This is a genomic window from Acetobacterium sp. (assembly GCF_036508315.1).
GTDB lineage: Bacteria > Bacillota > Clostridia > Eubacteriales > Eubacteriaceae > Acetobacterium.
In genome coordinates this window covers 1-24,513 of sequence record NZ_DATCHP010000095.1, presented here as the reverse complement: position 1 = coordinate 24,513, position 24,513 = coordinate 1, and the positions used below count along the sequence as shown (strand labels likewise).

The following is a 24,513-nucleotide window of genomic DNA, read 5'->3' as shown; positions in this document are numbered from 1 at the left end:
TCATTCAGTTGATTAATTAGCAGATCGATTTCCAGAGGTTCTTTCTGCCCGGTTAATTTGAACCGTCCGCCAAAATTTACATGTTTCCACGCAATAGGCGACACTCTTTTGATCCGTTCAATTATCTCAAGCTTGTTATATCTATTTGCTCTAGTAGCTTGCTAAGAAGATATGTGTTATAAAAAATACCCCTTTTGGGCTGGCCACCAACACACATTACATACTGCTGCTGCCTCTGTATGAAATTTTTGATGCTTAAATTTTAGCTTCATTCTTCCCCGCCACTTCAAGATGATATTGATTTCCAACAAAAGCAAATCCAATTCCTAATTCTAGGAGCATATTGGTGATGTTTTTGATCAGGGTCTTTTAATTTATCAATCAGCATAATATTATGAGACCAGGTCAATTGTGCAGACACTGTCTGCACAATTGTAAAATCCGGATTAATCTGAGAAAAGCGCTTCATATATGTTAGGTTTCTCACCGAAAAACCTTTAACATGAGGAAACTCCAGCTTAATATCCATAGCCAGATTTTCAAGAAATTTATTACCCCATGTGCTGTTTTCGATAATAATATTCCCAATGTTCCAGTAAAGCATGATAAGTTCTTTATTGGCCCCTAAAACCGCCTTGTACTGAGTCGATTTTATGCGTTTCTTCACATCAGCCAGTATATTGAAATATTCGCTATTATTCATGAGCATTTTTTCCACTACGCCTCCTAATCTTCATCTGGAATAAAATCAACGATATCCCCAATGTTACAGTCTAATACCTTGCAGATTTTTACCAGGACTTCCATACTCACAAACTGATTCTTGCCTAGCTTTGAGAGAGTGGACGTCCCTATTTTTGCTGACTTCATCAAATCTATTTTTTTCATATCTTTATCAATGAGAATTTTCCAAAGCTTATTATAACTCACTGCCATAAAAACACCTCGCTTTGCTGTTTTTTTCATTTTATTATGTTTTGTTCTAAATTACAACAAATATATAATTATCAGGAATATAATTTTGTATTTCAGGAGTTATCATTTGCTTTTGCAAAGTAAATTTTGAAATGATGATGGAATTCTTGTCGGTGAAGTTTCCCAGTAAAAAACTCCTTATATTTTGACACAAAGATTTGACACATCTCAATACCGCTATTTTACGTCAATGATTTATTGGTGTCAAAACTTAAATTTTGACACCGATTCAACCAGAATACCCATGCGATCTTTAAAAGAGATTTCACTCAGAGAATGAGCGGCCAATTGTTTACGATAGGCATCGGCCATGATAGTCATCCGCTTCAATAAATTCCTTTTAATTCTATATTTCAGACCGTCAGGTTACTTAAAACAAACAAAGCGACTGAAATTTGCGAAATTTTATAATTGTATTTAATTACATAAGTGATACTATAATAATATAAAATCACCCGGTTATCTTTAGATGGACGGCTGATTTTGGTTTTTGGTAAGAAAGCTTTGATCTGTTCCCATTGGAATACTCACTCACACAAGACTATTGGATCAGCAGCTACTCCATTTAAAGGAGAAAAAAGGAAGGTGATGTAATGACTGATCAAAAATATTATGAGACATATCAAGAAATTGAAGAAATAACTGATCCACGGCAAAAGGAAAAATACTGGAAAACTGGATTTGGGCTGAATAAAATTGATTATTTAGATCCTTCGGATTATTTGACCAAAACATTGTTACCGGAACACCTTGCCGGGAAGCTGACTTATCAGGAGGTTGAAAGTGCTTTAGTCAGTCACTACCAAACGCTACCGGATGATGAGCAAACTCTAAGAGAACGTGAATGTGACATTGTCTCGACCCGTATTGCAAGTTTGCTTGATAACTCTGGATTTGTTTTTAATCCGGCATCTCTTAAAGGCATCCATCGGTATCTTTTCAAAGATATTTTGCCTGGAAAATGGGTTGGTGAATTTAGAGAGAAGAATATCTATAAGAAGGAACCGGTCCTTAATGGAGAATCGGTTGCCTATGCCAATTATTTCATGATTGAAGAAACGCTGCGTTATGACTTTGAGACAGAACGCAAGAAAAATTATGTTGGCATGGATATTCAGGAAATGATAAAAGGTATTGCAGCCTTCACGTCATCCATCTGGCAGATTCATCCCTTCAGAGAAGGTAATACCAGAACTGTGGCAGTATTCATGATTCAGTACCTGAACATTCTTGGTTTCAATGTTAATAATGCTCCGTTTGAAGCAAATGCCAGTTATTTCAGAAATGCCCTGGTGCGAGCAAATTATACAAATCAGGCTAAGAACATCAGCTACACGGATGAGTATCTGGTCAAATTTCATGGAAATTTATTGAATGATACTGACCACTTGTTATTGGATCAGGACGAAAAATTGGAGAATGAATCAGAAGATCCACGGGAGATGGATCGGTGAAAAAGTGTTCAATTAAATATATTGATAATATACGCTGGCCTCAACATCACTTGCAAGGGCGATTAGTGTTTTTCATTTGCCAAAATTTCTTTTTCAATTAATCTTCAACATATTTTTGACTTCTTCATGCGAATACGTTTTTTTATCAGGATCGGACTCGTATTCTGCAATTACCTTCAAATCAAATTCATCCTCCATATTGGTCATCATTTCATCAATATCATCATATCCCTTATAGATTTCGGGATTGCGTTTCATTTTATCGACTTCGTTAATTGCACAGATCGTTTCGGCATTTGGTACATTAGGCGCACGTTTCTCCATGTCGTTCTTTACCAGGTCAGGCAAAACGGTAATTGCCGTTATTATACCCGTCTCTACATCTTCTTTATCCAGAGACCGGGAAGGCTCTGGTAAAGGCTCGTTATTTTTTTCCATACCGTAAATATGAAGCTCTAATGCTTCCCTGGCCATTTGTTGGGAATCTTCAATGTCTTTTCCACAGCTGATACATCCGGGTAGATCTGGGAAATAAACGCCATAACCATCGGCTGATGGCTCCAATACCGCTAAATAAGTTAGTTTACGCATTATTTATCAACTCCTTTATATTTTAAATAATATTTACTTACCTTCGGTTGGAAACGTGCAATTTTTCCATTAAAGCGTCTTGAAGCACTCTGGACACATTGATATTTGCCTTATCGGCTTCGGCATTAAGCCAGTTCGGTAAAGTTACGTTTCGTCTGACTGTCTTGTTGTCAAGCCGTCGGCGATATTCTGAAAAGTCCACATCAACTAACGAAACAATGCTATCGCACTCACAAGCAAAAGCACCGGCTGAAACATCAATTTGATTTATTTTTGACGGTGGTGGAATTTCTTGATTATTGTCTTGAATGCAAAGCACCTTTAAGCCAATAGCATCACGCGCCATATCAATCGCATCGGCCATGTCGGTACCCTCAGTGAGTATCTCTAAATCGGGGACTTCGATTAAAACAGCATTTTCGGTTTGCGTGAAAATAACGGGAAAGATCGTTTTCATATAGACATCGTCATTTTCCAGGCCTAGTTCTTTAGCAACTTCTTTATGTGAATAAAATGTCTTATCCGGATCGGCTTCGTATTCTGCAATCACTTTTAAATCATATTCATTCTCTAATTTCTCAAAAAAAGCTTCTTTGATTGATTCAGACAAATGAACGCCGTGAAGCTTTGCATAACTTTCCATCCAGGCCTTTTCTTGATCCGTAACGCTTATGATAATAACAACCTTTTTATCCTCATCTACCTTGTAAACTAACCGATGTTGCTGATTAATACGTCGAGAATAGAGATCCTTATACTTACCACTCAACTTTTCATAGGAGGGTGGGTTTTGATAGGGGTTCTCTTCTAGGACCCGAATTAGCTTCTCAGCATTCCTTTTGAGTATAGGTCTTTCTTTAATCTTACCCTTATCTTTCTGTGCTATTTTTGAGATAACTATCCTATACCCTTTTACCATTCAAAATCCTCACAACCCTCAATACTCAACGCAACACCCTCATCTAATTGTTCCTTCATACCCGGTATGCTGATCAGATATATTGTTTCTAACATGCTGTTATAATCTTCTTCACTTATAATAACAGCATTGCCTTTTTTGGTGTTTACATTAATCACATCATTATACTCAACGGCTGAATTTAAATACTCAAATAAATTCTTTCGTAAATTAGTAGCATTTATGTTTGTCATTTTTTGCCACCTCCATTTATGTACATTATAGCGTACATTTAATAAAAAGTCAATCACAATTAAGTGGACGTATCAGTTAGACACGGGTGCACCCAGTTATTGCGACCATTGTCGATATGTTGGCACTTGACACTCCCCATGGCTAAAGCGAGGGGATTCTTGGATAAGAAGGTCTTATAATAACTGATACAGGTAAAAATTTCGAACGATATAAAAAAAGAGCTCAGAGCCATTTTATGTGGCCATGAGCTCTTTTTTTCACTTATTTAGTTTAAACAAGTATCACGGGGCTCTGTAAATGCTTTTGTAATGGGTTTTATGGATGTTTTCATATTGTTTTATTAGTAGTAATTGATGAAATACGAACAATCAAAAAACACTAACCGCCCTGATAAGCAAGATTAGTGTTTTTTATCATAGAAACAACTGGTTTTTCGGGCTAACCGTTTATGGGTAGCACCTTTTATGGCTTTATTATACCGCATTTGCAATTTTATGTCAATATAACGCAAGGGTTATTGATTGACAGCAGGTCGTGTTCACGGACACTTATTTATCACGGTAATGAGATCCACATTGAACAATGATAATCTGTTCCCCGTCAATCCGATAAACAATACGATCACTGTCATTAATGCGCCTACTCCAGAACCCTTGAAAATCGTATTTCAATGGTTCTGGCTTCCCAATTCCATCATAACCATTTCTAATGATATCCTGCAAGAGCTGATTGATTCGTTTCAAGATCATTTTATCTTGTTTTTGCCAATACAAATAATCCTGCCACGCGTCGGACATGAACAACAAATTATTCACGTGCCATATTCTCCAGTTCGTCCATCGTCTTAACTATGAATTTTTCATTATTAAGCTGGTCGATAGACTTTCTCAACCGTGCTTGATTGATTTCACTGTAAAATGGATCGCTATCGGCAGAGATTTCAAAAGGGATTTTGTTTTGGCGTACGGCTGTTTTTGCAAAAACACAAAAGGCAGTCGTCATACTCATTCCAATTTCAGAGCAAAAAGCCTCAAATTGTTTTTTTAAATTCTCATCCATGCGGATATTAACATTTGTTTGTGCCATCAAAAACACGCCCTTTCCCTATTATTATATTAATAATACTATAAATTTACGCGCAATGTCAATATATTCACGCGCATAATTGTCTTAAAAATAAATAATAATTAAGTGCAGATTGTTTTAAACCATGTTTTTAAGTGGACCGATGTTTCAAACAATAGCTTCAATACTCCGGCTTCTCAATTTCCGAATAAACTGTCGATATAATTTCTTCCAGCAAATCTTCTGGTATACTTTCGACATATTGGTAGGGTCGTCCTTCCAGATCGATCGCTTTGATGTGTTCGCATAAAACAACTCCCGTAGTCGCTGTTCGCTCATCAAGTACAACGTGCAATGGAAATGAACGATTGGTATTGGTAATGGGACATACGATGGTTGTATTCACCTTTTCGTTAAAAAAATCATTGCTAATAACCACCGCAAAACGTAAACCAGCCTGTTCATGACCACTCTGTGGGTTAAAGTTCAATTTAATAATATCCCCTTGTTTTACCATATTTCGCTAATTTCTGGTTTTCCCCAATTGATTTCTGTTGGCGCATAGTCATCCTCAAAACCAGCAAAAAGTTCTTGAATTGTCTTATGTTTTGCATTCTTCTTACTTTTTTTTATAATTATAGTATCTCCCTCAACATACATCTTGACCACATCTCGATCCGATATATTTGCACTATTTAATATGTGTTTTGGGAGCCGAACACCTTGTGAATTACCCCATTTTACTATTGTTGTTTGCATCTCTTATTACTCCTTCGATTAGTATATACATAGTATATACTAATCGTGAAAAAAATCAACCCACTTCAATAAATATTCACTAAATTATAAACGACAACAGGTTGCAAGCACATCAATAAAGCACATGCATGAATATACATATAAGGGCATTTTTACGCAAACACAAAAACTGTGGTATGTACGTCGAGGGTGTTGACAATTCAGGTAAAAAGCTCCGTGTAACGTTTATATCACTATTTTTCAAACCTTTTATCTTGTTTTCTATTTTCCTTTAGCTTAATATCGTAGTAAACTCTAATTTTTTTTCTAGACTTTGCTCTCACCACAAAACATAGAAAAAGACGTTATTTTGTAAAAATGAAATGATAGCTCCCTTGCTTATTCGAGGCCAGGATTTGGCAAAAAGAGCTTTAGAAATTGCGGCTGCCGGAAGCCACAATCTGCTTATGTCGGGACCGCCCGGTTCTGGAAAAACGATGTTAGCCAAAGGTTTTCCTTCAATTTTACCCGATCTCACCCTGGATGAGGCCCTGGAAATCACTAAAATCCACAACATCTCCGGTCTACTTAAAGATAATGCCATTATGTGCGAACGTCCCTTTCGATCACCTCATCACACCATTTCTAAAACCGCATTAGTCGGGGGTGGGCGTATTCCCAAGCCCGGGGAGGTATCCCTTGCTCATTTAGGGGTTCTATTCTTAGATGAACTTCCGGAATTTCAGAAATCAGCTCTTGAAGTTTTACGCCAACCCATTGAAGATCAGGAAGTCTGTATTGCCAGAGTAAATGCTTCATTAACCTTTCCTGCCAGCTTCACGCTGATCACTTCCATGAATCCCTGTGCCTGCGGTTATCTCACAGACCCTTCCCATGAGTGTATTTGCACCCCCCAGCAAATTAAAAATTATCAGGGGAAAATTTCCGGTCCCCTGATGGATCGTCTGGATATTTTTGTAGAGGTCCCTCCCACCACCTATGATGAACTTCAATGCAAACCCAAGGGTGACTCTTCCCATATCATTAAAAAACGAGTCGATGCCGCCAGAGAAATTCAAAATAAGCGTTATGCCGGTTTGGACATCTACTACAATGCTCAGTTGACCCCAAAACTCATGGAAATATTTTGTTTATTGGGAAACCCTGAGCAAAAGTTAATGGAAAAGGTCTATGCAAAAATGAATCTCAGCGCCCGAGGCTATCACCGCATCTTAAAATTATCCCGTACCATTGCAGATTTAGATAATTCTGAAAACATCAATGTATCTCATTTATCAGAAGCCATCCAGTATCGTGGCATGCTAAAGTCACACTAATCATTTTTTTGCATTCAAAAAGGCTGTCCCGAAAGACAGCCTTTTTTTGCTTATTCTATTTTTTCCATAGTGTACTTTTAAACAGGTCCGGATTTTTTCTTAAAAGAATGAGTCCGCCAAAACCTATAACCACCAGAGCTAAACTGACCATTTGAGCAGTTCGCAGTCCTAAAAACATGAGACTGTCGGTTCTTAACCCTTCGATGAAAAATCGGCCAATGGAATATAACCCCAGATAAACGAAAAATAATTCACCGTTCACCTTTTTTAGCTTACTTTCATAGAAAAGGAGAAAACCGAAAATAAAAAAATCCCAGATCGATTCGTAAAGGAAAGTCGGATGGACCCTGATCATTCCCTGAACCGCGTCATTAACAGTAATTGCCCAGGGCAAATCCGTTTGAACACCATAAGCTTCCTGGTTGAAATAATTCCCCCATCGACCAATGGCTTGCCCTAAAGGCAATCCTGGAATCAACATATCCGCAAAACTCATAAAATTTACATTTTTAACCCGGCATAGAATAAATGCCACAATAACCCCGGCGATAATTCCGCCATGAATGGCAAGACCGCCATGCCATGTGGCTAATATTTCTGTTGGATTGGCTATATAGTACTCAAGGTTGAAAATGACATAGTAAAGTCGGGCCCCAATCACCACTGCTGGTGTCATGTAAAGAAAGAAGTCCAAGACAAAGTCTGGATCTATTCCATATTTTGGAGCGCGCTTTATACCGACAAACAAGCCAATGAGCAATGCACTGGCAATGAGAATGCCATACCACCTTATATCAAGACCCAATACAGAAAATGCAATGGGGTTTGGTGTTGGCATGATTAAAGGATAGTTGCCATTTGGCCGTTTTTAGCGCAAGCAGAATTTCCTTCTTCAACATCAATGTGCATTTCTAATTTAAAGTTTGGATCAACACGAACAACGACATTATCAAATGTTAAACCGCGTGGGCCGTCAAGTTTAACACAAACAACGTCCTGATCTTTTAAATTAAAAGCTTTGCCTTCTTCAGTACTCATATGAATGTGTCGGGCTGCAACAATGGCACCCTTCTTAATTTCAACTTCTCCTGCTGGTCCGACAAGTTTAACGCCTGGTGTATCCTTGGTGTCTCCTGAATTTCTTACTGGTGCAGGAATTCCTAAAATAAAGCCATCACCAATCGAAACTTCAACCTGTGTTTCTGGACGTACTGGTCCTAAAACACGGATACCTTTAATGGTTCCCTTAGGTCCAACAACATCAACCTTTTCTTCTGAAGCATATTGGCCAGGTTGAGATAAATCTTTCTTTACTGTTAGTTTGTAACCTTTTCCAAATAAAACCTCTAAATCTGCCTGTGATAAATGAATATGTTTGTTTGACAGCCCGATGGGCACTTTTCTTTCCATAATTTTCTCCTCTACTTAATTAAATTATTAACAATCTATATCTTAACCAATAAACCTTTAAATGTTAAGGTAATATTTTGTTCTCTTTGACTTTTTTGACTTTTTTTGTCTTTTTTTTTGTTTTTTTCTATCTTTTTTTGTCTTTTTTTATTTTTTGGCTTAATTCCAGCATCTCCTGAGCATGTTCCCAGGTTTTCTGGGTCACCTTTGCCCCGCTGAGCATTCGGGCAAGTTCCTCTTTTTTACCGCTTTCATCCAAAGGCAAAAATAATACATCCACCGAGGATTCTCCAGTATGTTTTTCAACCATAAAGTGTTGATCTGCCATGGCAGCAATCTGAGGTAAATGGGTAATGCAAATAATTTGTCTGCCCTTGGGAGGTGTTGCAGATAAGGCCTGAATCTTTTCTGCAACAACCTGGGCGGTTCTTCCGCTGATGCCCGTATCAATTTCATCAAAAACCATGGTTTCAATGGCATCCATACTCCCGAAAATGCTTTTAATACTCAGCATGATTCGGGATATTTCTCCACCGGAAGCAATCTTTCCCAGGGGTTTTGGCGATTGTCCGGGGTTGACAGAAATTAGAAATTCGACCACATCCTGTCCCTTGGCTGTTATTCGCTCAGGATCATAATCAACCGATATTTCCACCTGAGCTTTTTCCATGGCCAGCTCTCTTAATTCTTTTTCCAGGGATTTTTTAAGGATCTCTCCGGATTTTAATCGCAGCTGATGAAGATGCTTTCCTGCCATAAAATATTTTTTTTTCATATCATCATAATCCTGATAATAGGACTGAAGATTCTTATCTCGGTTAAGAAGCGTTTTCAAACGCCCGCTGATTTTGTCGGCATATGCCAAAATCTCATTAATATCATTGCCATACTTCCGCTTCATCCGACTAATGAGTGCCAGACGGCCTTCAATGCTGTCTAAATCCCCGAGATTAAATTCCATATCCTCAAGATATTTTCTAATTTCAAAAGAGAGCCCTTCCAATTCGCTGAATACACCATTTAAAAGCTCAAGTTTTGGCTTAAAGCTGCTATCAATTTTTGTAATTTCAGATATATTCTCCTGGAGGAGCCCCACGGCATCCATAATCGGGTTTTGTCCCGGACTTTCACCGCTTAAAAGCTCATAAGCTCCATTGATATTCGAAAAGAGACGTTCTCTGTTCTCAAGAATCCGCTTTTCATCCTCAAGGCGTTCATCCTCACCGATTTCTAATCCAGCCTTTTCAATTTCATTCAATTCAAACTGGAGGGTTTCTTTATCTCGTTCCAGTTCCCGTTCATTAATTTCCAAATCATCAATCCGGATTTTAAGCTTTTTAAGTGCGTCGGCAAAAGAAGCAGTCTCTTGCAAATATTTTCGACTGGATTCCCCTCCAAACGCATCTAAAAGCTTTTGATGATTATCCCGTTGAAAAAGGGACTGATGTTCATGCTGTCCATGGATGTCCATTAAGCTTTCTCCCAGGGTTTTAAGCTGGGAAACGGTAATAATCATCCCATTGGCCCGACATAAATTTCGACCGTGTTCATCCAGTTCCCGGGTCAAGACTAATTGACCGTCCTCAATGACAATACCAAATGCCTCGCATTTTTTCAAAAGATCCGGCTGTTCACCGATATCAAAGAGTCCCTGGACAATCATTTTATTTTCGCCCTGTCGAATATTACTTTTATTCCCACGGTTCCCCAGCACCATTGACAGAGCATCAATGACGATGGATTTTCCGGCCCCGGTTTCCCCGGTAATGACATTAAGTCCATTACTAAAATCAACGCTTAAATTTTCAATCAGTGCATAGTCTTTAACAACGAGATTTCTCAGCATGAGACCCTCCCTTATTTCATCAGCTTTTTAAATTTACCTGCGATTTCCGGAACCAGCTCACGATCACGGATCAGAACAAAAATAGTATCATCCCCTGCAATGGTTCCCACAATTTCACTCCATTCCAGGCCATCGATGGCTAAAGCAGCTGCCTGAGCCATGGCTGGCAGTGTTCTCAGCACAATATTATTTTCAACATAGTCTACGGTTAAAACCGATTCTCTGAAAACAGCTGTGACCCGTTCATTATAAATAGTGCTAATATCTTTAAGCGGTGCATAATGCTGGATGCCAACTTTGCTGGTTATTTTAATTAATTTCAATTCCTTAATATCCCGTGAAATTGTAGCTTGGGTCACAGCAAAACCGGTATCCTTTAATGCCTGGGCAAGATCCTCCTGGGTTTCAATGAGGTTATTTTCAATAATTTCAATAATTTTAACTTGTCTTGCAACTTTCATTTTTTCTCCTACTGGTTGTCCCGGATTTATTTAAATGATATCATTGGTAAGCTTTAATCTTAGTCGGTCAAAATAGCTCATTTCATTGAGTCGAATCAATCGCGTGCTGTACTTTGATTTTTCAACTCGAACCTCATCCTCCGGTTTAATGTCAGCAACGGTTTGTCCGTCCAGGATAACCATAATTTCTTTTTCCCGTTCTCCAAATTCCAGAGTCACCACTTCATCCCCAGGTAAAATATAAGTGCGGTCATGGAGGCGATGAGGACAAATAGGGTTTAGGATCAGGACATCGGTTCCCGGGGCTACCACAGGGCCTCCTGCAGCCAATGAATATCCCGTAGATCCTGTCGGGGTTGAAATAATGAGGCCGTCTGCCCGGATGGTATCAATATTAGTGCCACTGGCATAAGCCCGAATTTCCATCATCCGAAACCCATGACTTTTCACCAGAACATCATTGAGTGCCACATACTCATGGGAGATTCGATTTTTTTTCTTAATGGTACAGCTCAGCATCATTCGTTCCTCAATGTAATAATCACCCTGGGTGAAGCTCTTAAGTATTTCCTTATAATTACTGGCTTCCCCTTCGGTTAAAAAGCCCAACTTACCCAGGTTAATTCCGAAAAGTGGCACACCATAAAAGCAGCATTTCCTGGCAACCGTTAATAAGGTACCATCCCCGCCCAAAACAAGAATGCAGTCAGGTTTCTCGAAGAATGCGCCCTTTTCATAATAATGTACTGCGTCATGGATATATTGAATTTGATCTTCAAGTAAGGCAATTTTAATCCCTTGAGATAACAAATATTCAATACATTTCTTTCCCAACGCCTGACTATCCGGTTTATCCATATTCAGAAAAACGCCAACTTCTTTTGTTTGATTATTCACTGTCATTCACATCCTATTCGACTGTGGGTTCTTTTTTCTTTCGACAGCTTTCATGGGCCAATTTGACAATATTCTCAATTTTCTCAGTCCATGGAAAACTTTTATCAGACTCTGTGTTTTCGATAAAAACAAGAAATTCAATATTCCCTTTAGGTCCTTGAATTGGCGAGAAATCCAATCCTTTTACTGAAAAGCCATAATCCTCTATGGCTGTCAGCACATGAAGCAATACGTCAGCATGAATCTTTTTATCCCGAACAACGCCATTTTTTCCGACGCGTTCCCGACCGGCTTCAAATTGGGGTTTAATGAGCCAAATACCCTGGGCTCCCGGTTTCATAAAGGTTTGAATGGCATCAAAAAGTTTAATGATGGATATAAAAGAAACATCCATTACTGTACCATCCACCATTTCTGGAATATCATTTCCAGTGAGATGACGAAAGTTTGTGCGCTCCATAGAAACAACCCGGTCATCATTACGAAGTTTCCAATCCAATTGACCATATCCTACATCCACCGAATAAACCTTACAGGCGCCATTTTGCAATAAACAATCGGTAAAGCCTCCGGTAGAGGATCCAACATCGATGAATGTTTTTCCTGTGACTGGCATTGAAAAAACGGCCAAGCCTTTTTCCAGCTTTAAACCGCCCCGACTTACATAAGGCATATCCCCACCCTTAATGAGAATTTTCGCTTCCGTATCAACAAGATCCCCGGCTTTATCCTTTATTTGCTCATTCACTTGAATAAGTCCTGCCATAATCGCTTTTTTTGCACGCTCCCGGGTATCAAAATGTCCCTGCGCCACTAATAATTTATCTAAACGTTCTTTCAAATTTTCCTCTTTTCATGTATTCTTTAGTTTTTTAGTATTTTTCTTATTCCTCACCTTTAACGGCTATTTTAACACTGGCAACAACCACTGACAAACCATGGATAATGCTGGTGCCGTGCTTCATGGCAATATCTTTTCCCAATGCTTTTCCCCCCACTGTAATACAGGCAACTACGCTACTCAGAATCAATGTCATAAGTGCGACGTTCACAGGTGGGTAATGAGTAGCCAACTGAAGCACAATAGTGATACTGGTAACCCCACTGACAATACCACATATATCCCCCACAACATCATTACAGAAATTCGAAACCCGGGTGGCATTTTTCACCATTAATACCGATGTTTTTGCTCCTTTTATTTTTTTAGAAGACATCGCATTAAAAGGATGAACGTCCACTGCCGTTACTGCGATCCCAACGATATCAGCAAATATTCCAAGGCTGATAATGATCAATAAAATAATAAATGCAACAAAAATAGGGGTATTGGATAATATAACATCTGAAATATAACTAATGAGAAAAGTCATAAAAAATGTAGCAATGGTAATATTGATAACCCACTGGCGATGACGTTTCTCTTTCAATGCTTTTTTTGTCAACTTTACTTTCATGAACTCTCCTATATTGAGTGATTATTTATACATCATTATACAACAAAAGGAACTATGAAACATCATAATTCCTTAAATATTTATTATAGCAGGTGGCAGTATAATGAGTAAACTTTGCGACTTAGGTCCAGCAGGATTTCCCAATGCACGACTGGAACGTCGCCGTTCCAGCGGTTTCCCTTTATACGCATTTTGTATTGTTGCCAATTACAAGACTGAATTACCACTGAGTGCACACCATAATCCCCATTATACTTCTTTCGAACAGCCTAGGAGTTTTCCTCGGCAACACAAATCGATCCTTAGCCTCTTTTGCAGATTAGGTTTCGAATAGCAATATTTCTAAGCATTGGGCCCAATTACTTATGAAACTGACAATCCATCCACCTAAGCCACTCAAGGCAGGCTACACTGCTTCAGTATCTCCTCGCGGTAACACGTTCACAGGTTACTCCTGCAAATGCAGGTCTCCACGGAGGCAGGGTCAACGCCCGCATGCCGTTGCGGATCGCCCCATCCTCCTTAACCCCCTGAATCAACCCTCAACTGGGCGTCAAAAGCAGAAACAAGGGACTTCATCGATATGCCCTTCGACGGATTTTTAGGCCCGCCCTGAAGATCGACAGTGCCGACTAGGATACTGCACCACCTGAACTTTAATTATAACATAGCTTTTTTTTGAAAACAAGAAGACAAAAGTTATTTACGCCGCTCACAAATGTACTCTGTTAATTTCTGATGAAATTCTGTGTTTTCACCAACAGTTTTAAGCATTTCTAAAGCTTCTGTTTCCAGTTCACCCACCATAATTTTTGAGGCTTCCAACCCATACAGTGAAACAAACGTTGATTTGCAATTTTTTTCATCACTGCCAATGGGCTTTCCAAGTTCTTTTTCAGTACCTTCAATATCCAGAATATCATCAACAATTTGGAAAGCTAACCCCAGCCGATGACCAAATGTTGTTAATCTTCCCAAGGTTGCAGGTTCAGCATCAGCAATAATGCAGCCACAATGAATACTGGCTTCTAAAAGAGCCCCGGTTTTATGTAAATGAATATATTCCATTTCACTTAAGGAAATCACTCGATTTTCACTGAGCATATCCGCCACCTGTCCGCCAATCATGCCTGATATTCCAGAAGCGGCCATTATGATTTTCATGGCCGTAATATAACGGTTAAGCAGCTCACCTGAGAGCCCATGAGTTCCCTGGAGCATGGTTTCCATGGCATAATTCAGAAGTCCGTCTCCTGCAAGAATTGCAATAGCATCGCCAAAAACCATATGGTTTGTAGGTTTTCCACGTCTCAGATCATCATTATCCATCGCCGGCAAATCGTCATGAATCAGAGAATAAGTATGGATCATTTCCATAGCCAAAGCCAATGGCATGATGACATCTACATCGCCACCAAGAGATCGGCAGGTTTCAATCATGAGCATTGGTCTCAGACGTTTCCCCCCGGCAAAAAGACTGTATTTCATTGATTCCAGAATTTCATCCGGAGTATCCAGGTTTTGTTGAAATTTTTTTTCCAGATTTTCATTAATCAGAATTACTTTTTCTTTTAACACTGATTCAAATTCGAGCATCAGGCAGTTCTCCCTTCAAAATCTTTTTCTTCACCATCAATCATTACCAGAATTTTCCCTTCAAGAGAATCTAAATCCCCGGTACATTCTTTAATAAGTTTCATTCCTTCTTCAAAGAGTTTAACAGATGCTTCAATTTCCTGATTCTCACCTTCAAGAATCTCAGCAATGGTTTCCAACCGGTTTATTTTTGCTTTTAATTTTTTAACTGCCATTTTAATTCTCCTTTATGGTTTCAATAAGCACATCAGCCTCACCATCTTTAAAACGAAGTTTTAGATGTTGGCCGGGATTTAAAGCATTCACGGTTCCTACGGCTGTTCCATTTTCGTCTGTCACAAGAACGTAGCCCCGATTAAGGACATTTACGGGATTAATCGCCTCAAGTCGCGCTTCAAGATGCTTTAATTGTTGCCGATTCTCTTTTATCATACCCTTCATGGAACGAAGCAACTTTTCCTGGAGCACATCCAGATTTAATCGAATTTCTTCCACCCGTTCCCGGGGACGAAAGCGCATAAGTTCCTTTTTCAACTGAAACAGAGCCTCCCGATTTTTAGAAATCTGCCTGGTCATAGCATGGCTCAAACGATTTTTAACCTGTTCCAACCGATGTATGAAGCCAAGTGTTTCCTCGGCAACCAGCTCAGCTGCGCCTGATGGGGTAGGTGCTCGAAGATCAGCCACGAAATCAGCAATGGTAAAGTCAATTTCATGGCCCACCGCCGAAACAATAGGCAGCTCTGAATCAAAAATAACCTTTGCAAGATTTTTATCATTAAACGCCCAAAGATCCTCTATGGAACCGCCTCCCCGGCCAATAATAATCACATCCACTGATTTCAGATCATTAAATGTACGAATCCCTGCAATGATATTTTTGGCTGCTGCCTCACCTTGTACGAGACTGGGATAAAGGACGATATCCATGAGAGGATTCCGTCGTTTGATAATTGAGATCATATCCTCAACCGCCGCCCCGGTAGGAGAAGTTACAAGCCCAACCCGACTCACGGTTCCAGGTAGCTTCTTTTTCTTTTCTTTTGCAAAATAGCCTTTTCCTTCGAGTTCTTCCTTTAATGCAAGGTAGGCCTGGTAAAGGTCACCCTGGCCCTGAGGTTCCATAGAGCGAACTGTAATCTGGTATTGGCCACTGGGGGGGTAAACTCCGAGGCTTCCCCGAAGGGTCACCTTCATTCCCTCTTTCGGAACAAACTTAATCCCCTGTGCAGCATTTTTAAACATCACACAATCAATTTTGCTGGCTGGATCTTTCAAAGAAAAATACAGGTGTCCCGAAGCAGCCCGTTTTACATTTGAAAGTTCCCCCTGTATCATGAGATTTCTCAATATACTATTACTTTCCAGCAATGTTTTAAGAAACTGATTTACTTCTGAAACACTCAGAATCCTAGGATTTGCCATGAAAATCACCTCCCGGTTTTTTGAAATAATCCATTCCCAATAAGGCATTTCCAAGAGCATTATCCCTGGCATATACCCCAGGCGAGAAAAAAAGATCGATTCCAGAATTTTTCAGTTCTTTTAATAAAATCATTTTGATGATTTGATTGGACATCACCCCACCTGAAAAAAGAACCGATTGGAATCCTTGCTTTTCATGAAGCAGCTGAATGGATTTTGACAGGGTCTTCGCAATGGATTTTAACAAGCTATAGGCAACTTCACCTGGGTCTGTTCCATTGTTCAAGCATTCTATTGCCTGGTTCTCCTGTCCTGAAAAATGAAAGTCCACGCCATCCATAGTGGTTGAAATAATACAGTCTTTTCCAGCATCTTTTATAATGGCCTTGACCGCCAGAGCTTCAAGAGCCATGCCACCCGGAAAAGCACACCCCATTAATAGTGCGACACGATCAATCAGCTGGCCGGCATTGAGATCCAATGTTTGGGCCATGATTTCACAGCAAAAACCAGCTTCTTCTTTTCTCACTAAAAGGATTTCCGAAGTTCCACCTGAAAAATGGACGCCGCAAAAAGGATTCTCCAGTTTTGGGGAACCGCTTCCATAAATGGCTGCACGAATATGATTTTCCTGGTGACTGACTGCCAGCAGCGTTGAGCCTAAAACGCCTGCCAGGGATTGTGCCAGGGATTTTCCTGCATTAAAAACAGGCATATAGGAATCAGGTAAAGGCCTAGGCCGTTCTGAAAAACAGACCACTTCAATTTCCCGGCCTTTGGGAAGGTCTTTTAACAGGGTTGGCAGATTATTGATATGTTGAAAAAGAGCATCCGATTGGCGAAGTCCTTTTTCTCCTGACTTCACTTCCAATAGAATGCCCTGGTTGTAAATTATTTTTTCATTTTCGTCCACCAATGCAACCGAGGTCGTATAATTACTGGTGTCAATTCCCAGACTAAGGGCACACATTGATACTATCCTTAACAATTTTATTTAAAATACCATTAACGTAATTTTTTCCATCTTCATCCCCATATTTTTTTGTAAGCTCAATGGCCTCATTAATAACAACCTCATATGGAATGGCTTCATCCATAAACATCAGCTCACAAATAGCCAGTCGCAGAATTGATTTTTCAATTTTGGGAATGCGGTCAATCTTCCAGGTACTTTTAAGATAATCATTCAAAACATCATCAATCTCGGAAAGATTGGCTTCAGTCGTATCAATCAGTTTTTTCCCATAACCAAGGTCAAGCTCGCTATCTTCTAAAAAATAATCAATGCTCTCTTTAAAATCCCCAGGTTCAATATGAAAGTCTAATTGGAACACACCTTTCAGGGCGCTTTCCCTTTCTTTTTTTCGACTCATGTGGTCTCCTTTTTTCCGGTTTATTCCATGAAATTAATCAGACAAAAAACCTTTTTCAAATGATTTATCCGAAAACTTCAAAAAGAGGCTGTTACAAAACTCTGGTTAAGTGTCCGCATGCTGATGATTCATTGATAAACCTTGGGTTGGACACCCAAAAGATGTCCGAGCTCAAGAATGACAATGATACCAGCAAGAACGGGTACTTAACCAGATTCAAAAAACCATCCATCGGTTTCTCTAATTTTGCAACAGCCCCTGTCTTGTGATTCTTTTTAAACCGTCCCTAAATACCTGAACCTTCAATTCTTACATTAACTGAAGCGACTTGTAAACCTGTCATGGATTGAACCGATGCTTTGATTTTTGCCTGGACTTCCTTGGAAACCCTGACAATATCAACTCCCGGTTCGGTAATCAAATAAACACTAATCATCAGACCCTCATGGTTATGACTAATTTTAATGCCCTTTAATGGGGATGTAAGAGGCAGTTTATCCATGATTTCATCGGTGATCCTCAGCGAAATACGTTCGACACCGTTGACGCCAGTGGTTGCTAAGCTAACAATGGAACAGATCATTTCATGAGAGATTTCAGGTGACTGGTTGTTTTTCATTTTGTTTTCCTGTAATCCTTATACTTCCTGGCCGCAATCGCAGCCATCTTCTCCACAACAGGAAACTTCTTCTTCCAGATGAAATGGTGCTCCACAATCAGGACAGATCACTGCATCATTTTCAAAGGATTCAAATTCAGTAATGTAGATATTTCCGCATTCCGGGCAAACCACTTCATAGTATTCTTCATCATCAAATTCAAAGTCGTCATCATCATCATCATCCAAATATTCGTCTTCATCCAAAATGAACTCTTCTAAATCAGTCAGATCATCATCAACCATTTCAACGTATGCTTCAATCTCTTCCTGAGCTTCTGTCAGACCATCTAAAGCATCAACGATATCATCAAGGATATCAAGAACCTGGACTAAAATCTTGCCTTCATTTGAATTCTGATCTAATTCCAAACCATCCATAAGACCCTTTGTGTAGGCTACTTTTTCATTAATAAATTTCATTTTTATACCCTTTCCATGTACTCACCGGTACGTGTATCAATTCGGATGACATTTCCCTGTTCCACAAAAAGAGGGACAGTGATAATAGCACCTGTTTCAACAGTTGCAGGTTTATTGGCACCGGTTGCGGTATCACCTTTAAATCCTGGATCCGTCTGAACAATTTCCAATTCAACAAAAGTTGGTGGGACAACTGAAAACGCAACGCCTTTTATGGAACGAATGGTTGCAGTGTCATTTTCTTTTAAATATTTTAACGCTTCTTCAACCTGTTCAAAGTTTAGTGGTATTTGTTCGAAGGTTTCGCCATCCATAAAATAATATAAACCGCCATCTTCATAAAGATACTGCATTTCTCTGGTTTCAACCTGGACTTTTGGAAATTTTTCTGTGGTATTGAATGTTTTATCAACCACTGCCCCTGAAATAATATTTCTTATCTTGGTTCGGACAAAGGCTGCACCTTTTCCTGGCTTAACATGTTGAAATTCAATGATACTAAACACATTGCCATCCATTTCAAAGGTTACACCCTTCTTAAAATCACTAGCTGATACCATATTCTACCTCCGGGTGAGTTTGTTTTCAATCTATTCTTATAATATTTTCTTATTTTATCACAATTTTCTTTGCCCGTCATCTGTATTTATGAATAATGATGGATTATCACAACTTTTCTTTGAGTTCCCCGACAAGACAACGGACATGACCGGCAAGATCAAAAATTTTTTCAACAGAATCATACCCATTTTTTATCAGGAGTTCAAAAACCGTGTCCTCCTGGTCATCACCAATTTCCAAAGCCAGAATCCCAGATGTTAAAAGATAATCTTTGGCGTTCTCAATAATGCGCTCATAAAAACACAAACCTGAATCTCCTCCATAAAGTGCCAAATGAGGCTCATAGTCCAGGATTTCAGGTGCCAGTGTTTCCATGTCCGCCTTTTTGATATAAGGGGGATTCGACACAATAAGATCAAATTTTTCATCTCCGCTTAATGCCTCAAACAAATCGCCTTGAACTAAAGTAATTTTCCCATTAACTAATTGGTTTCCATTGGCTCTTGCAACCGCCAATGCATCCTTTGAAATATCTCCTAAGGTGACATCGCCCTGGGGATAAAAACTTTTTATTGCAATACCAATGGCGCCGCTGCCGGTACAAAGGTCAAAGACCTTTGCTTCATTTGGATAATCGGATTTAAGACGTTCAATCAGGTATTCAACCATTGATTCCGTGTCTGGTCGGGGAATTAAAACACTGGAATTGACCAGGAAGGTCATTCCCATAAATTCCTTCTGTCCCATAATATAGGCCACAGGTTCATGCTGAGTACGTCTTTCAAGAGCCTTAAAATAGGCCTCCTGTTTTGATGTCTCCACCATTTTTTCGGGGTGAGCATAAAAATAAATCCGATCACAATTAAAAATGTCACTTAAAAGTATTTCTGCCTCGAGTCTCGGATTTTCAATTTCTGCTTTTTTGAGTGTTACTCTGCCTAACTCTAAAAGTCCCTTTACATCCATAGGCTTACCTCAATTGTTCCTCATTATTAATTTTCCTGATATTCATTTCTTTTAGTGAATTTCTCTCTAAAAACGACAAGAAAAAAGCCGGTTACAAGAACCGACTTTGGATTATTCTGCTGAATCGCTTTTGACAAATCTTTTATTGAATCGATCAACACGACCACCAGTATCAACAAGTTTTTGTTTTCCTGTGAAAAATGGATGGCAAGCAGAACAAATTTCCACTTTAAGTTCTGGTTTAACAGAACCGGTTTCAAAAGTATTTCCACATGCACATTTTACGACAGATTTGTTGTAATTAGGATGAATGCCTTCTTTCATCGAATTCACCTCACTTCTTCTTTATTTTATAGCTCATTGTTATTTTATTAACCAATACAGTATACCAAAGATTTCTTAAAAGATCAAATATTTTGTGCATTATATTTATGAATAAATTTCTCCAAAAATTCTTTGTTGTCCCTGGTTCGTTCTAAAATAGAAATAATCTTATCCGTCAGGTCTGATACCGTAGTTCCTTTGTAGAGTTTGCGTATATCAAAGCTGACTTTTAATTCCTGCTCATTTAAAAGCTTTTCTTCCCGGCGGGTTCCGGAGCGGTTCAAGTTAATGGCCGGATAAATCCGACGCTCAGCCAGCTCACGCTCGAGATGCAGCTCCATATTTCCGGTGCCCTTAAATTCTTCAAAAATCATGTCATCCATTCGGCTGCCGGTATCAACCAGAGCCGTTGCTAAAATAGTCAGGCTTCCGCCCTCTTCAATCTTTCTTGCTGAACCAAAAAATTTCTTTGGAAAATAAAGTGCTTCCGGATCCAGTCCACCTGACAGAGTTCTTCCTGACGGCGCAACCACCAGGTTGTTCCCTCGGGTAAGACGAGTGAGGCTATCCACAAGAATCACCACATCCTTCCCCTGTTCTACCAGTCGTTTGCCACGTTCAAGGACAATTTCCGCCACTTTAATATGGTTTTCCGGCGGCTGATCAAAGGTAGAATAGACAATATCGGCGTCAATCGAGCGTTTCATATCGGTGACTTCTTCCGGACGCTCATCCACCAACAGGATAATCAGTTCGATATCCGGATGATTTTCGGTAATGCCTTTGGCAATTTCCTTAAGCAGAATCGTTTTCCCGGCTTTTGGAGGCGCCACAATCATACCACGCTGACCTTTGCCAACAGGAGAGAAAATATCCATCATTCGGGTTGAAATAACATCCCGGGTGGTTTCAAGTGTAATACGCTCTTCCGGAAAAATAGGTGTCAATCGTTCAAACTTTGGACGATTGGCTATTTTTTCAGGAATATCACCATTCACCGTTTCCACATAAAGAAGGGCATCGAACTTTTCGCTTTCGCTGGACAACTTAATCTTCCCAACTATTTTGTCCCCGGTACGAAGATTAAAGCGGCGAATCTGATTAGCTGCTACATAAATATCGTTATCCCCGGACAGATAATGGTTGGTTCTTAAAAAGCCAAAGCCATCAGGGCTTACATCCAGTATCCCTTCCTGGGAACTTTTGAATCGCTCAAGATCTTTTTTATCATCCACATAAAGCATACTGTTGATTTTTTGAATAATATCCGCTGTTTTTATGCCATTGACTTTCTCAAGAAAGAGCATCGCTGAATATTTTTCTCCTGTTTTTGGTGGACGAACCTTACCACTGAGCCGATCCCCGGTTTCCAATTTGAATTTTTGAATTTGCGACCCGGAGATATAAACAGACTCTTCGCTTGAAGTCATGTCCTTGTTTTTGACAAAACCGAATCCCCCAGGAAGAACGTCAAGAATTCCTTCAACAATTACCACATTTTCCATTGAATCCTTAATCTTGTAATAGGGTGATCGCCCATTTTCAGTTCCGGAGCCATTTGAATTGCTCTGATGGCGGGGTTGGGTTGTCGTTTTTTTTTCCATGGATTTTGTGCCGATAGACGTTACTGTCTGTTGCTTTTCCCCATTTTGTTTTTGTGCAATAGCTTCAATAAGCTCACTTTTTTTTAAACGACTGGTTTTTTCAATTCCCAGTGTTTCTGCTTGTTTACGTAATTCAACAACGGTTGAATCTTCTAATATTTTTTTGTCCAATGCTTGCCTCCGCAGATATTTTTTCTTGTTTAAATGAGTTGATAAGATGTCTTAAATGGAATTTGAGAATAATGCAGATTGTTAAAAATGATGAATAAATTCAGAAAATCATATGTCTTAATTTACCATAGATTGCAACTATTGTCAAAGCAATCCCAAGGGGCGATTATCAATCGCCCGCGAACGTTGAGGTTAAATATAAACGCTGGGTTTTCCATTACGTGACTGGCGGGTAATACCCGCCCCTTGCATCCTGACAGGAACTTAGTTACCTTCAATAATGGAAATCATAATGGCATTCTCAACACGGCGGCGCTCAATTTCACAGCTGACATGATGGGGTTCCATAATAGTGCCATTAAAGTTATAAGCATTGGCGTGACAACCGCCACCGCAAAAATATTTTACCCAACAGTCTTTGCATTTTTCCTTTTCAAGGAGATTTCCGGCATCAAAGATATTTTTAATGTTCTTATTGGTAATCCCTTTAAACACATCGCCCATTTTAAATTCTTCCTTACCGACAAATTGGTGACAGGGATAAATATCCCCCTCTGGCGTCACAGCCACATAATCTTTTCCGGCACCGCACCCTGAAATTCGTTTGTATATACAAGGACCATGATCCAAGTCCACATTAAAATGAAAAAAATTATAGTTAAGGCCATCTTCATGGCGTTTTAAATAGGCCAAAGCAAGATCGTCATACTCTTTTAAAATAATCGGTAAATCCTCTTCGGTCAGGGCATAATCGTGTTTTGGTTCAGCAACCACCGGTTCAACTGAAATACTGGTAAACCCTTCTTCTGCAAAAAACTGAACATCTTTTCCAAAATCAAGGTTATGTCGTGTATAGGTTCCCCGGATGTAATGATCCTTGTCCCCGCGCATTTCAGCCATGGCTTTAATATTGCCGATAATCACATCGTAGGAGCCCTGATCATTGATGGTTTTACGCATATGATCATTGACGGATTTTCGACCATCCAGGCTTAAGACAATATTATCCATGGTTTCATTTAAATATTCCCGGGTTCCTTCATCCAGTAATACCCCGTTGGTAGTCATGGTATATTTAAAGATTTTGTTTTTTTTTGCAGCGACTTCATTTCCATAGGCCACCAGCTCTTTAACGACATCCAGATTCATCAGAGGCTCGCCGCCAAAAAAATCCAGTTCCAGGTTTTGCCTATTTTTGGATTGTTCAATAATAAAATCAATGGCTTTTTTACCGATTTCCAATGGCATCAAGAGCTTTTCACCATCAAAATCGCCCTGGGCGGCAAAACAATATTCACACTTGAGATTGCAATCATGAGCAACATGCAGACATACCGCTTTAATAAGGTCTTCATTACCAAAATTTTCCCGAGTATACGCCACTTCAGTAAATAATAGTCTCTGTTCTTTAAGCTCATCTATTTCATCCAGACATTCAGTAATCTCATTCATTGAATGTTCTTTGGTATATTTTTTTATTATTTCTTCTTTAGACTTATTTTCAAAATCATCTAAAAGTTTATAGGTAAGATCATCGACCGTTAACACCGTGCTGGTGTCCACATCCAAAACAATATTCATTCCATTAAGTTGATATTTGTGGATCATTATTTCTCCTTTTTTTATAAATGATAAGCGATTGTGAAAATCAGAAACAAACCCTTAGTGCTTTGCTGTGGGTTTATATAACCAATTTTGTAACGTATAGGCGAACAGTCGTTAGACTGTTCGATGTGTAGTGGAAAAATTGTTTCATATAAACCGACAGTGAAGCTCACAATACTTTTGCAATTAGCTAATCATAAAAAGAGGCTATCTCATTTGAGACAGCCCCTCATGCTTTTTTTTTATTTATTGGTTGTTTGTTTGCATTTCTGATTTCCTACCGTACAGGAAGTCTTACAAGCTGACTGACAAGAAGTTTGACATTCCCCACATCCTCTGTTTTTTACATCAGTAAGGGTTCCTTCTTTAATGACTTTAATGTGCTTCAAATTGTTCACTCCCTTCTAAAACGAGATTATTTAT

31 protein-coding genes and 1 pseudogene are annotated in these 24,513 nt (G+C 39.2%); 2 read left to right on the top strand and 30 right to left on the bottom strand.

Annotation, left to right across the window (positions count from 1 at the left end):
• Positions 1-255: 255 nt before the first annotated feature.
• The 3 genes and pseudogenes from VIK44_RS11250 to VIK44_RS11240 form a co-directional block, all read right to left on the bottom strand.
• The gene (locus VIK44_RS11250) at positions 256-342 is read right to left on the bottom strand and encodes a hypothetical protein (protein WP_331554066.1); all 87 of its coding nucleotides are present in this window, start codon (positions 340-342) and stop codon (positions 256-258) included.
• A gap of 67 nt (positions 343-409) precedes the next feature.
• Positions 410-703: pseudogene (locus tag VIK44_RS11245) on the bottom strand (DUF1016 N-terminal domain-containing protein); the annotation flags it as partial.
• A gap of 23 nt (positions 704-726) precedes the next feature.
• Entirely contained in the window at positions 727-936 is a 210-nt protein-coding gene (locus VIK44_RS11240; RefSeq protein WP_331553987.1) for a helix-turn-helix transcriptional regulator, read from the bottom strand.
• A gap of 632 nt (positions 937-1,568) precedes the next feature.
• On the opposite strand from VIK44_RS11240, the gene VIK44_RS11235 reads away from it, so the two are divergent.
• On the top strand, positions 1,569-2,429 hold the full coding sequence (locus VIK44_RS11235) for a Fic/DOC family protein (protein ID WP_331553986.1): 861 nt from the start codon (positions 1,569-1,571) through the stop codon (positions 2,427-2,429).
• 93 nt (positions 2,430-2,522) lie between these two features.
• Here the strand turns inward: VIK44_RS11235 and VIK44_RS11230 are convergent, their stop codons facing one another.
• From VIK44_RS11230 to VIK44_RS11200, 7 genes are all read right to left on the bottom strand, one after another.
• Positions 2,523-3,020 (bottom strand): type II toxin-antitoxin system HicB family antitoxin, encoded by a 498-nt coding sequence (locus tag VIK44_RS11230; protein WP_331553985.1) that lies wholly within the window; start codon positions 3,018-3,020, stop codon positions 2,523-2,525.
• A 37-nt stretch (positions 3,021-3,057) separates the two neighbouring features.
• Positions 3,058-3,939 (bottom strand): type II toxin-antitoxin system RelB family antitoxin, encoded by an 882-nt coding sequence (gene relB / locus VIK44_RS11225; RefSeq protein WP_331553984.1) that lies wholly within the window; start codon positions 3,937-3,939, stop codon positions 3,058-3,060.
• Entirely contained in the window at positions 3,933-4,172 is a 240-nt protein-coding gene (locus VIK44_RS11220) for a type II toxin-antitoxin system Phd/YefM family antitoxin (protein ID WP_331553983.1), read from the bottom strand. The genes relB and VIK44_RS11220 overlap by 7 nt, the downstream gene beginning before the upstream one ends.
• A 549-nt stretch (positions 4,173-4,721) precedes the next feature.
• Positions 4,722-4,970, bottom strand: coding sequence for a Txe/YoeB family addiction module toxin (locus tag VIK44_RS11215; protein ID WP_331554065.1), 249 nt, complete (start codon positions 4,968-4,970; stop codon positions 4,722-4,724).
• 10 nt (positions 4,971-4,980) lie between these two features.
• Positions 4,981-5,259, bottom strand: a complete 279-nt coding sequence (locus VIK44_RS11210) for a type II toxin-antitoxin system RelB/DinJ family antitoxin (protein ID WP_331553982.1) — start codon at positions 5,257-5,259, stop codon at positions 4,981-4,983.
• Between the two features lie 160 nt (positions 5,260-5,419).
• On the bottom strand, positions 5,420-5,755 hold the full coding sequence (locus VIK44_RS11205; RefSeq protein WP_331553981.1) for a type II toxin-antitoxin system PemK/MazF family toxin: 336 nt from the start codon (positions 5,753-5,755) through the stop codon (positions 5,420-5,422).
• Positions 5,749-5,997, bottom strand: a complete 249-nt coding sequence (locus tag VIK44_RS11200; RefSeq protein WP_331553980.1) for an AbrB/MazE/SpoVT family DNA-binding domain-containing protein — start codon at positions 5,995-5,997, stop codon at positions 5,749-5,751. Before VIK44_RS11200 ends, VIK44_RS11205 begins: the two co-directional genes overlap by 7 nt.
• 362 nt (positions 5,998-6,359) lie before the next feature.
• Between VIK44_RS11200 and VIK44_RS11195 the strand changes: the two genes are divergently transcribed.
• Positions 6,360-7,313: a YifB family Mg chelatase-like AAA ATPase gene (locus VIK44_RS11195; RefSeq protein WP_331553979.1), complete on the top strand. Its 954-nt coding sequence runs from the start codon at positions 6,360-6,362 to the stop codon at positions 7,311-7,313.
• 55 nt (positions 7,314-7,368) lie between these two features.
• Here VIK44_RS11195 and lgt read toward each other — a convergent pair whose 3' ends face one another.
• The 20 genes from lgt to scfA form a co-directional block, all read right to left on the bottom strand.
• Positions 7,369-8,151, bottom strand: a complete 783-nt coding sequence (gene lgt, locus VIK44_RS11190) for a prolipoprotein diacylglyceryl transferase (RefSeq protein WP_331553978.1) — start codon at positions 8,149-8,151, stop codon at positions 7,369-7,371.
• A gap of 2 nt (positions 8,152-8,153) precedes the next feature.
• Complete coding sequence (gene pduL / locus VIK44_RS11185) at positions 8,154-8,723, bottom strand: phosphate propanoyltransferase (RefSeq protein ID WP_331553977.1); 570 nt, start codon at positions 8,721-8,723, stop codon at positions 8,154-8,156.
• 127 nt (positions 8,724-8,850) lie between these two features.
• Positions 8,851-10,569, bottom strand: a complete 1,719-nt coding sequence (recN, locus tag VIK44_RS11180; RefSeq protein WP_331553976.1) for a DNA repair protein RecN — start codon at positions 10,567-10,569, stop codon at positions 8,851-8,853.
• 11 nt (positions 10,570-10,580) lie between these two features.
• On the bottom strand, positions 10,581-11,030 hold the full coding sequence (gene argR / locus VIK44_RS11175; RefSeq protein WP_331553975.1) for an arginine repressor: 450 nt from the start codon (positions 11,028-11,030) through the stop codon (positions 10,581-10,583).
• A 30-nt stretch (positions 11,031-11,060) separates the two neighbouring features.
• Positions 11,061-11,927 carry an NAD(+)/NADH kinase gene (locus VIK44_RS11170; RefSeq protein ID WP_331553974.1) on the bottom strand — a complete coding sequence of 289 codons (867 nt, stop codon included), beginning with the start codon at positions 11,925-11,927 and terminating at the stop codon, positions 11,061-11,063.
• Positions 11,928-11,940: 13 nt separating this feature from the next.
• On the bottom strand, positions 11,941-12,768 hold the full coding sequence (locus VIK44_RS11165) for a TlyA family RNA methyltransferase (RefSeq protein ID WP_331553973.1): 828 nt from the start codon (positions 12,766-12,768) through the stop codon (positions 11,941-11,943).
• Between the two features lie 43 nt (positions 12,769-12,811).
• Positions 12,812-13,384 (bottom strand): hypothetical protein, encoded by a 573-nt coding sequence (locus tag VIK44_RS11160; protein ID WP_331553972.1) that lies wholly within the window; start codon positions 13,382-13,384, stop codon positions 12,812-12,814.
• Between the two features lie 699 nt (positions 13,385-14,083).
• Positions 14,084-14,980: a farnesyl diphosphate synthase gene (locus VIK44_RS11155; protein ID WP_331553971.1), complete on the bottom strand. Its 897-nt coding sequence runs from the start codon at positions 14,978-14,980 to the stop codon at positions 14,084-14,086.
• Complete coding sequence (gene xseB / locus VIK44_RS11150; RefSeq protein ID WP_331553970.1) at positions 14,980-15,195, bottom strand: exodeoxyribonuclease VII small subunit; 216 nt, start codon at positions 15,193-15,195, stop codon at positions 14,980-14,982. The genes VIK44_RS11155 and xseB overlap by 1 nt, the downstream gene beginning before the upstream one ends.
• Position 15,196: 1 nt before the next feature.
• Positions 15,197-16,405 carry an exodeoxyribonuclease VII large subunit gene (gene xseA / locus VIK44_RS11145; RefSeq protein WP_331553969.1) on the bottom strand — a complete coding sequence of 403 codons (1,209 nt, stop codon included), beginning with the start codon at positions 16,403-16,405 and terminating at the stop codon, positions 15,197-15,199.
• On the bottom strand, positions 16,392-17,375 hold the full coding sequence (locus VIK44_RS11140) for a peptidase M22 (RefSeq protein ID WP_331553968.1): 984 nt from the start codon (positions 17,373-17,375) through the stop codon (positions 16,392-16,394). Before VIK44_RS11140 ends, xseA begins: the two co-directional genes overlap by 14 nt.
• Complete coding sequence (nusB, locus tag VIK44_RS11135) at positions 17,362-17,778, bottom strand: transcription antitermination factor NusB (protein WP_331553967.1); 417 nt, start codon at positions 17,776-17,778, stop codon at positions 17,362-17,364. The genes VIK44_RS11140 and nusB overlap by 14 nt, the downstream gene beginning before the upstream one ends.
• Positions 17,779-18,064: 286 nt before the next feature.
• Positions 18,065-18,397 (bottom strand): Asp23/Gls24 family envelope stress response protein, encoded by a 333-nt coding sequence (locus VIK44_RS11130; protein ID WP_331553966.1) that lies wholly within the window; start codon positions 18,395-18,397, stop codon positions 18,065-18,067.
• Positions 18,398-18,415: 18 nt separating this feature from the next.
• Positions 18,416-18,859 carry a CD1247 N-terminal domain-containing protein gene (locus tag VIK44_RS11125; RefSeq protein WP_331553965.1) on the bottom strand — a complete coding sequence of 148 codons (444 nt, stop codon included), beginning with the start codon at positions 18,857-18,859 and terminating at the stop codon, positions 18,416-18,418.
• A gap of 2 nt (positions 18,860-18,861) precedes the next feature.
• Positions 18,862-19,419, bottom strand: a complete 558-nt coding sequence (gene efp, locus VIK44_RS11120) for an elongation factor P (RefSeq protein WP_331553964.1) — start codon at positions 19,417-19,419, stop codon at positions 18,862-18,864.
• Between the two features lie 106 nt (positions 19,420-19,525).
• Positions 19,526-20,386, bottom strand: coding sequence for a peptide chain release factor N(5)-glutamine methyltransferase (gene prmC, locus VIK44_RS11115; protein ID WP_331553963.1), 861 nt, complete (start codon positions 20,384-20,386; stop codon positions 19,526-19,528).
• A 111-nt stretch (positions 20,387-20,497) separates the two neighbouring features.
• Entirely contained in the window at positions 20,498-20,710 is a 213-nt protein-coding gene (gene rpmE / locus VIK44_RS11110) for a 50S ribosomal protein L31 (protein WP_331553962.1), read from the bottom strand.
• Between the two features lie 83 nt (positions 20,711-20,793).
• Complete coding sequence (gene rho, locus VIK44_RS11105) at positions 20,794-22,485, bottom strand: transcription termination factor Rho (protein WP_331553961.1); 1,692 nt, start codon at positions 22,483-22,485, stop codon at positions 20,794-20,796.
• Between the two features lie 264 nt (positions 22,486-22,749).
• Positions 22,750-24,093, bottom strand: a complete 1,344-nt coding sequence (scfB, locus tag VIK44_RS11100) for a thioether cross-link-forming SCIFF peptide maturase (RefSeq protein WP_331553960.1) — start codon at positions 24,091-24,093, stop codon at positions 22,750-22,752.
• 239 nt (positions 24,094-24,332) lie between these two features.
• Entirely contained in the window at positions 24,333-24,479 is a 147-nt protein-coding gene (gene scfA, locus VIK44_RS11095; RefSeq protein WP_331553959.1) for a six-cysteine ranthipeptide SCIFF, read from the bottom strand.
• Positions 24,480-24,513: the final 34 nt, after the last annotated feature.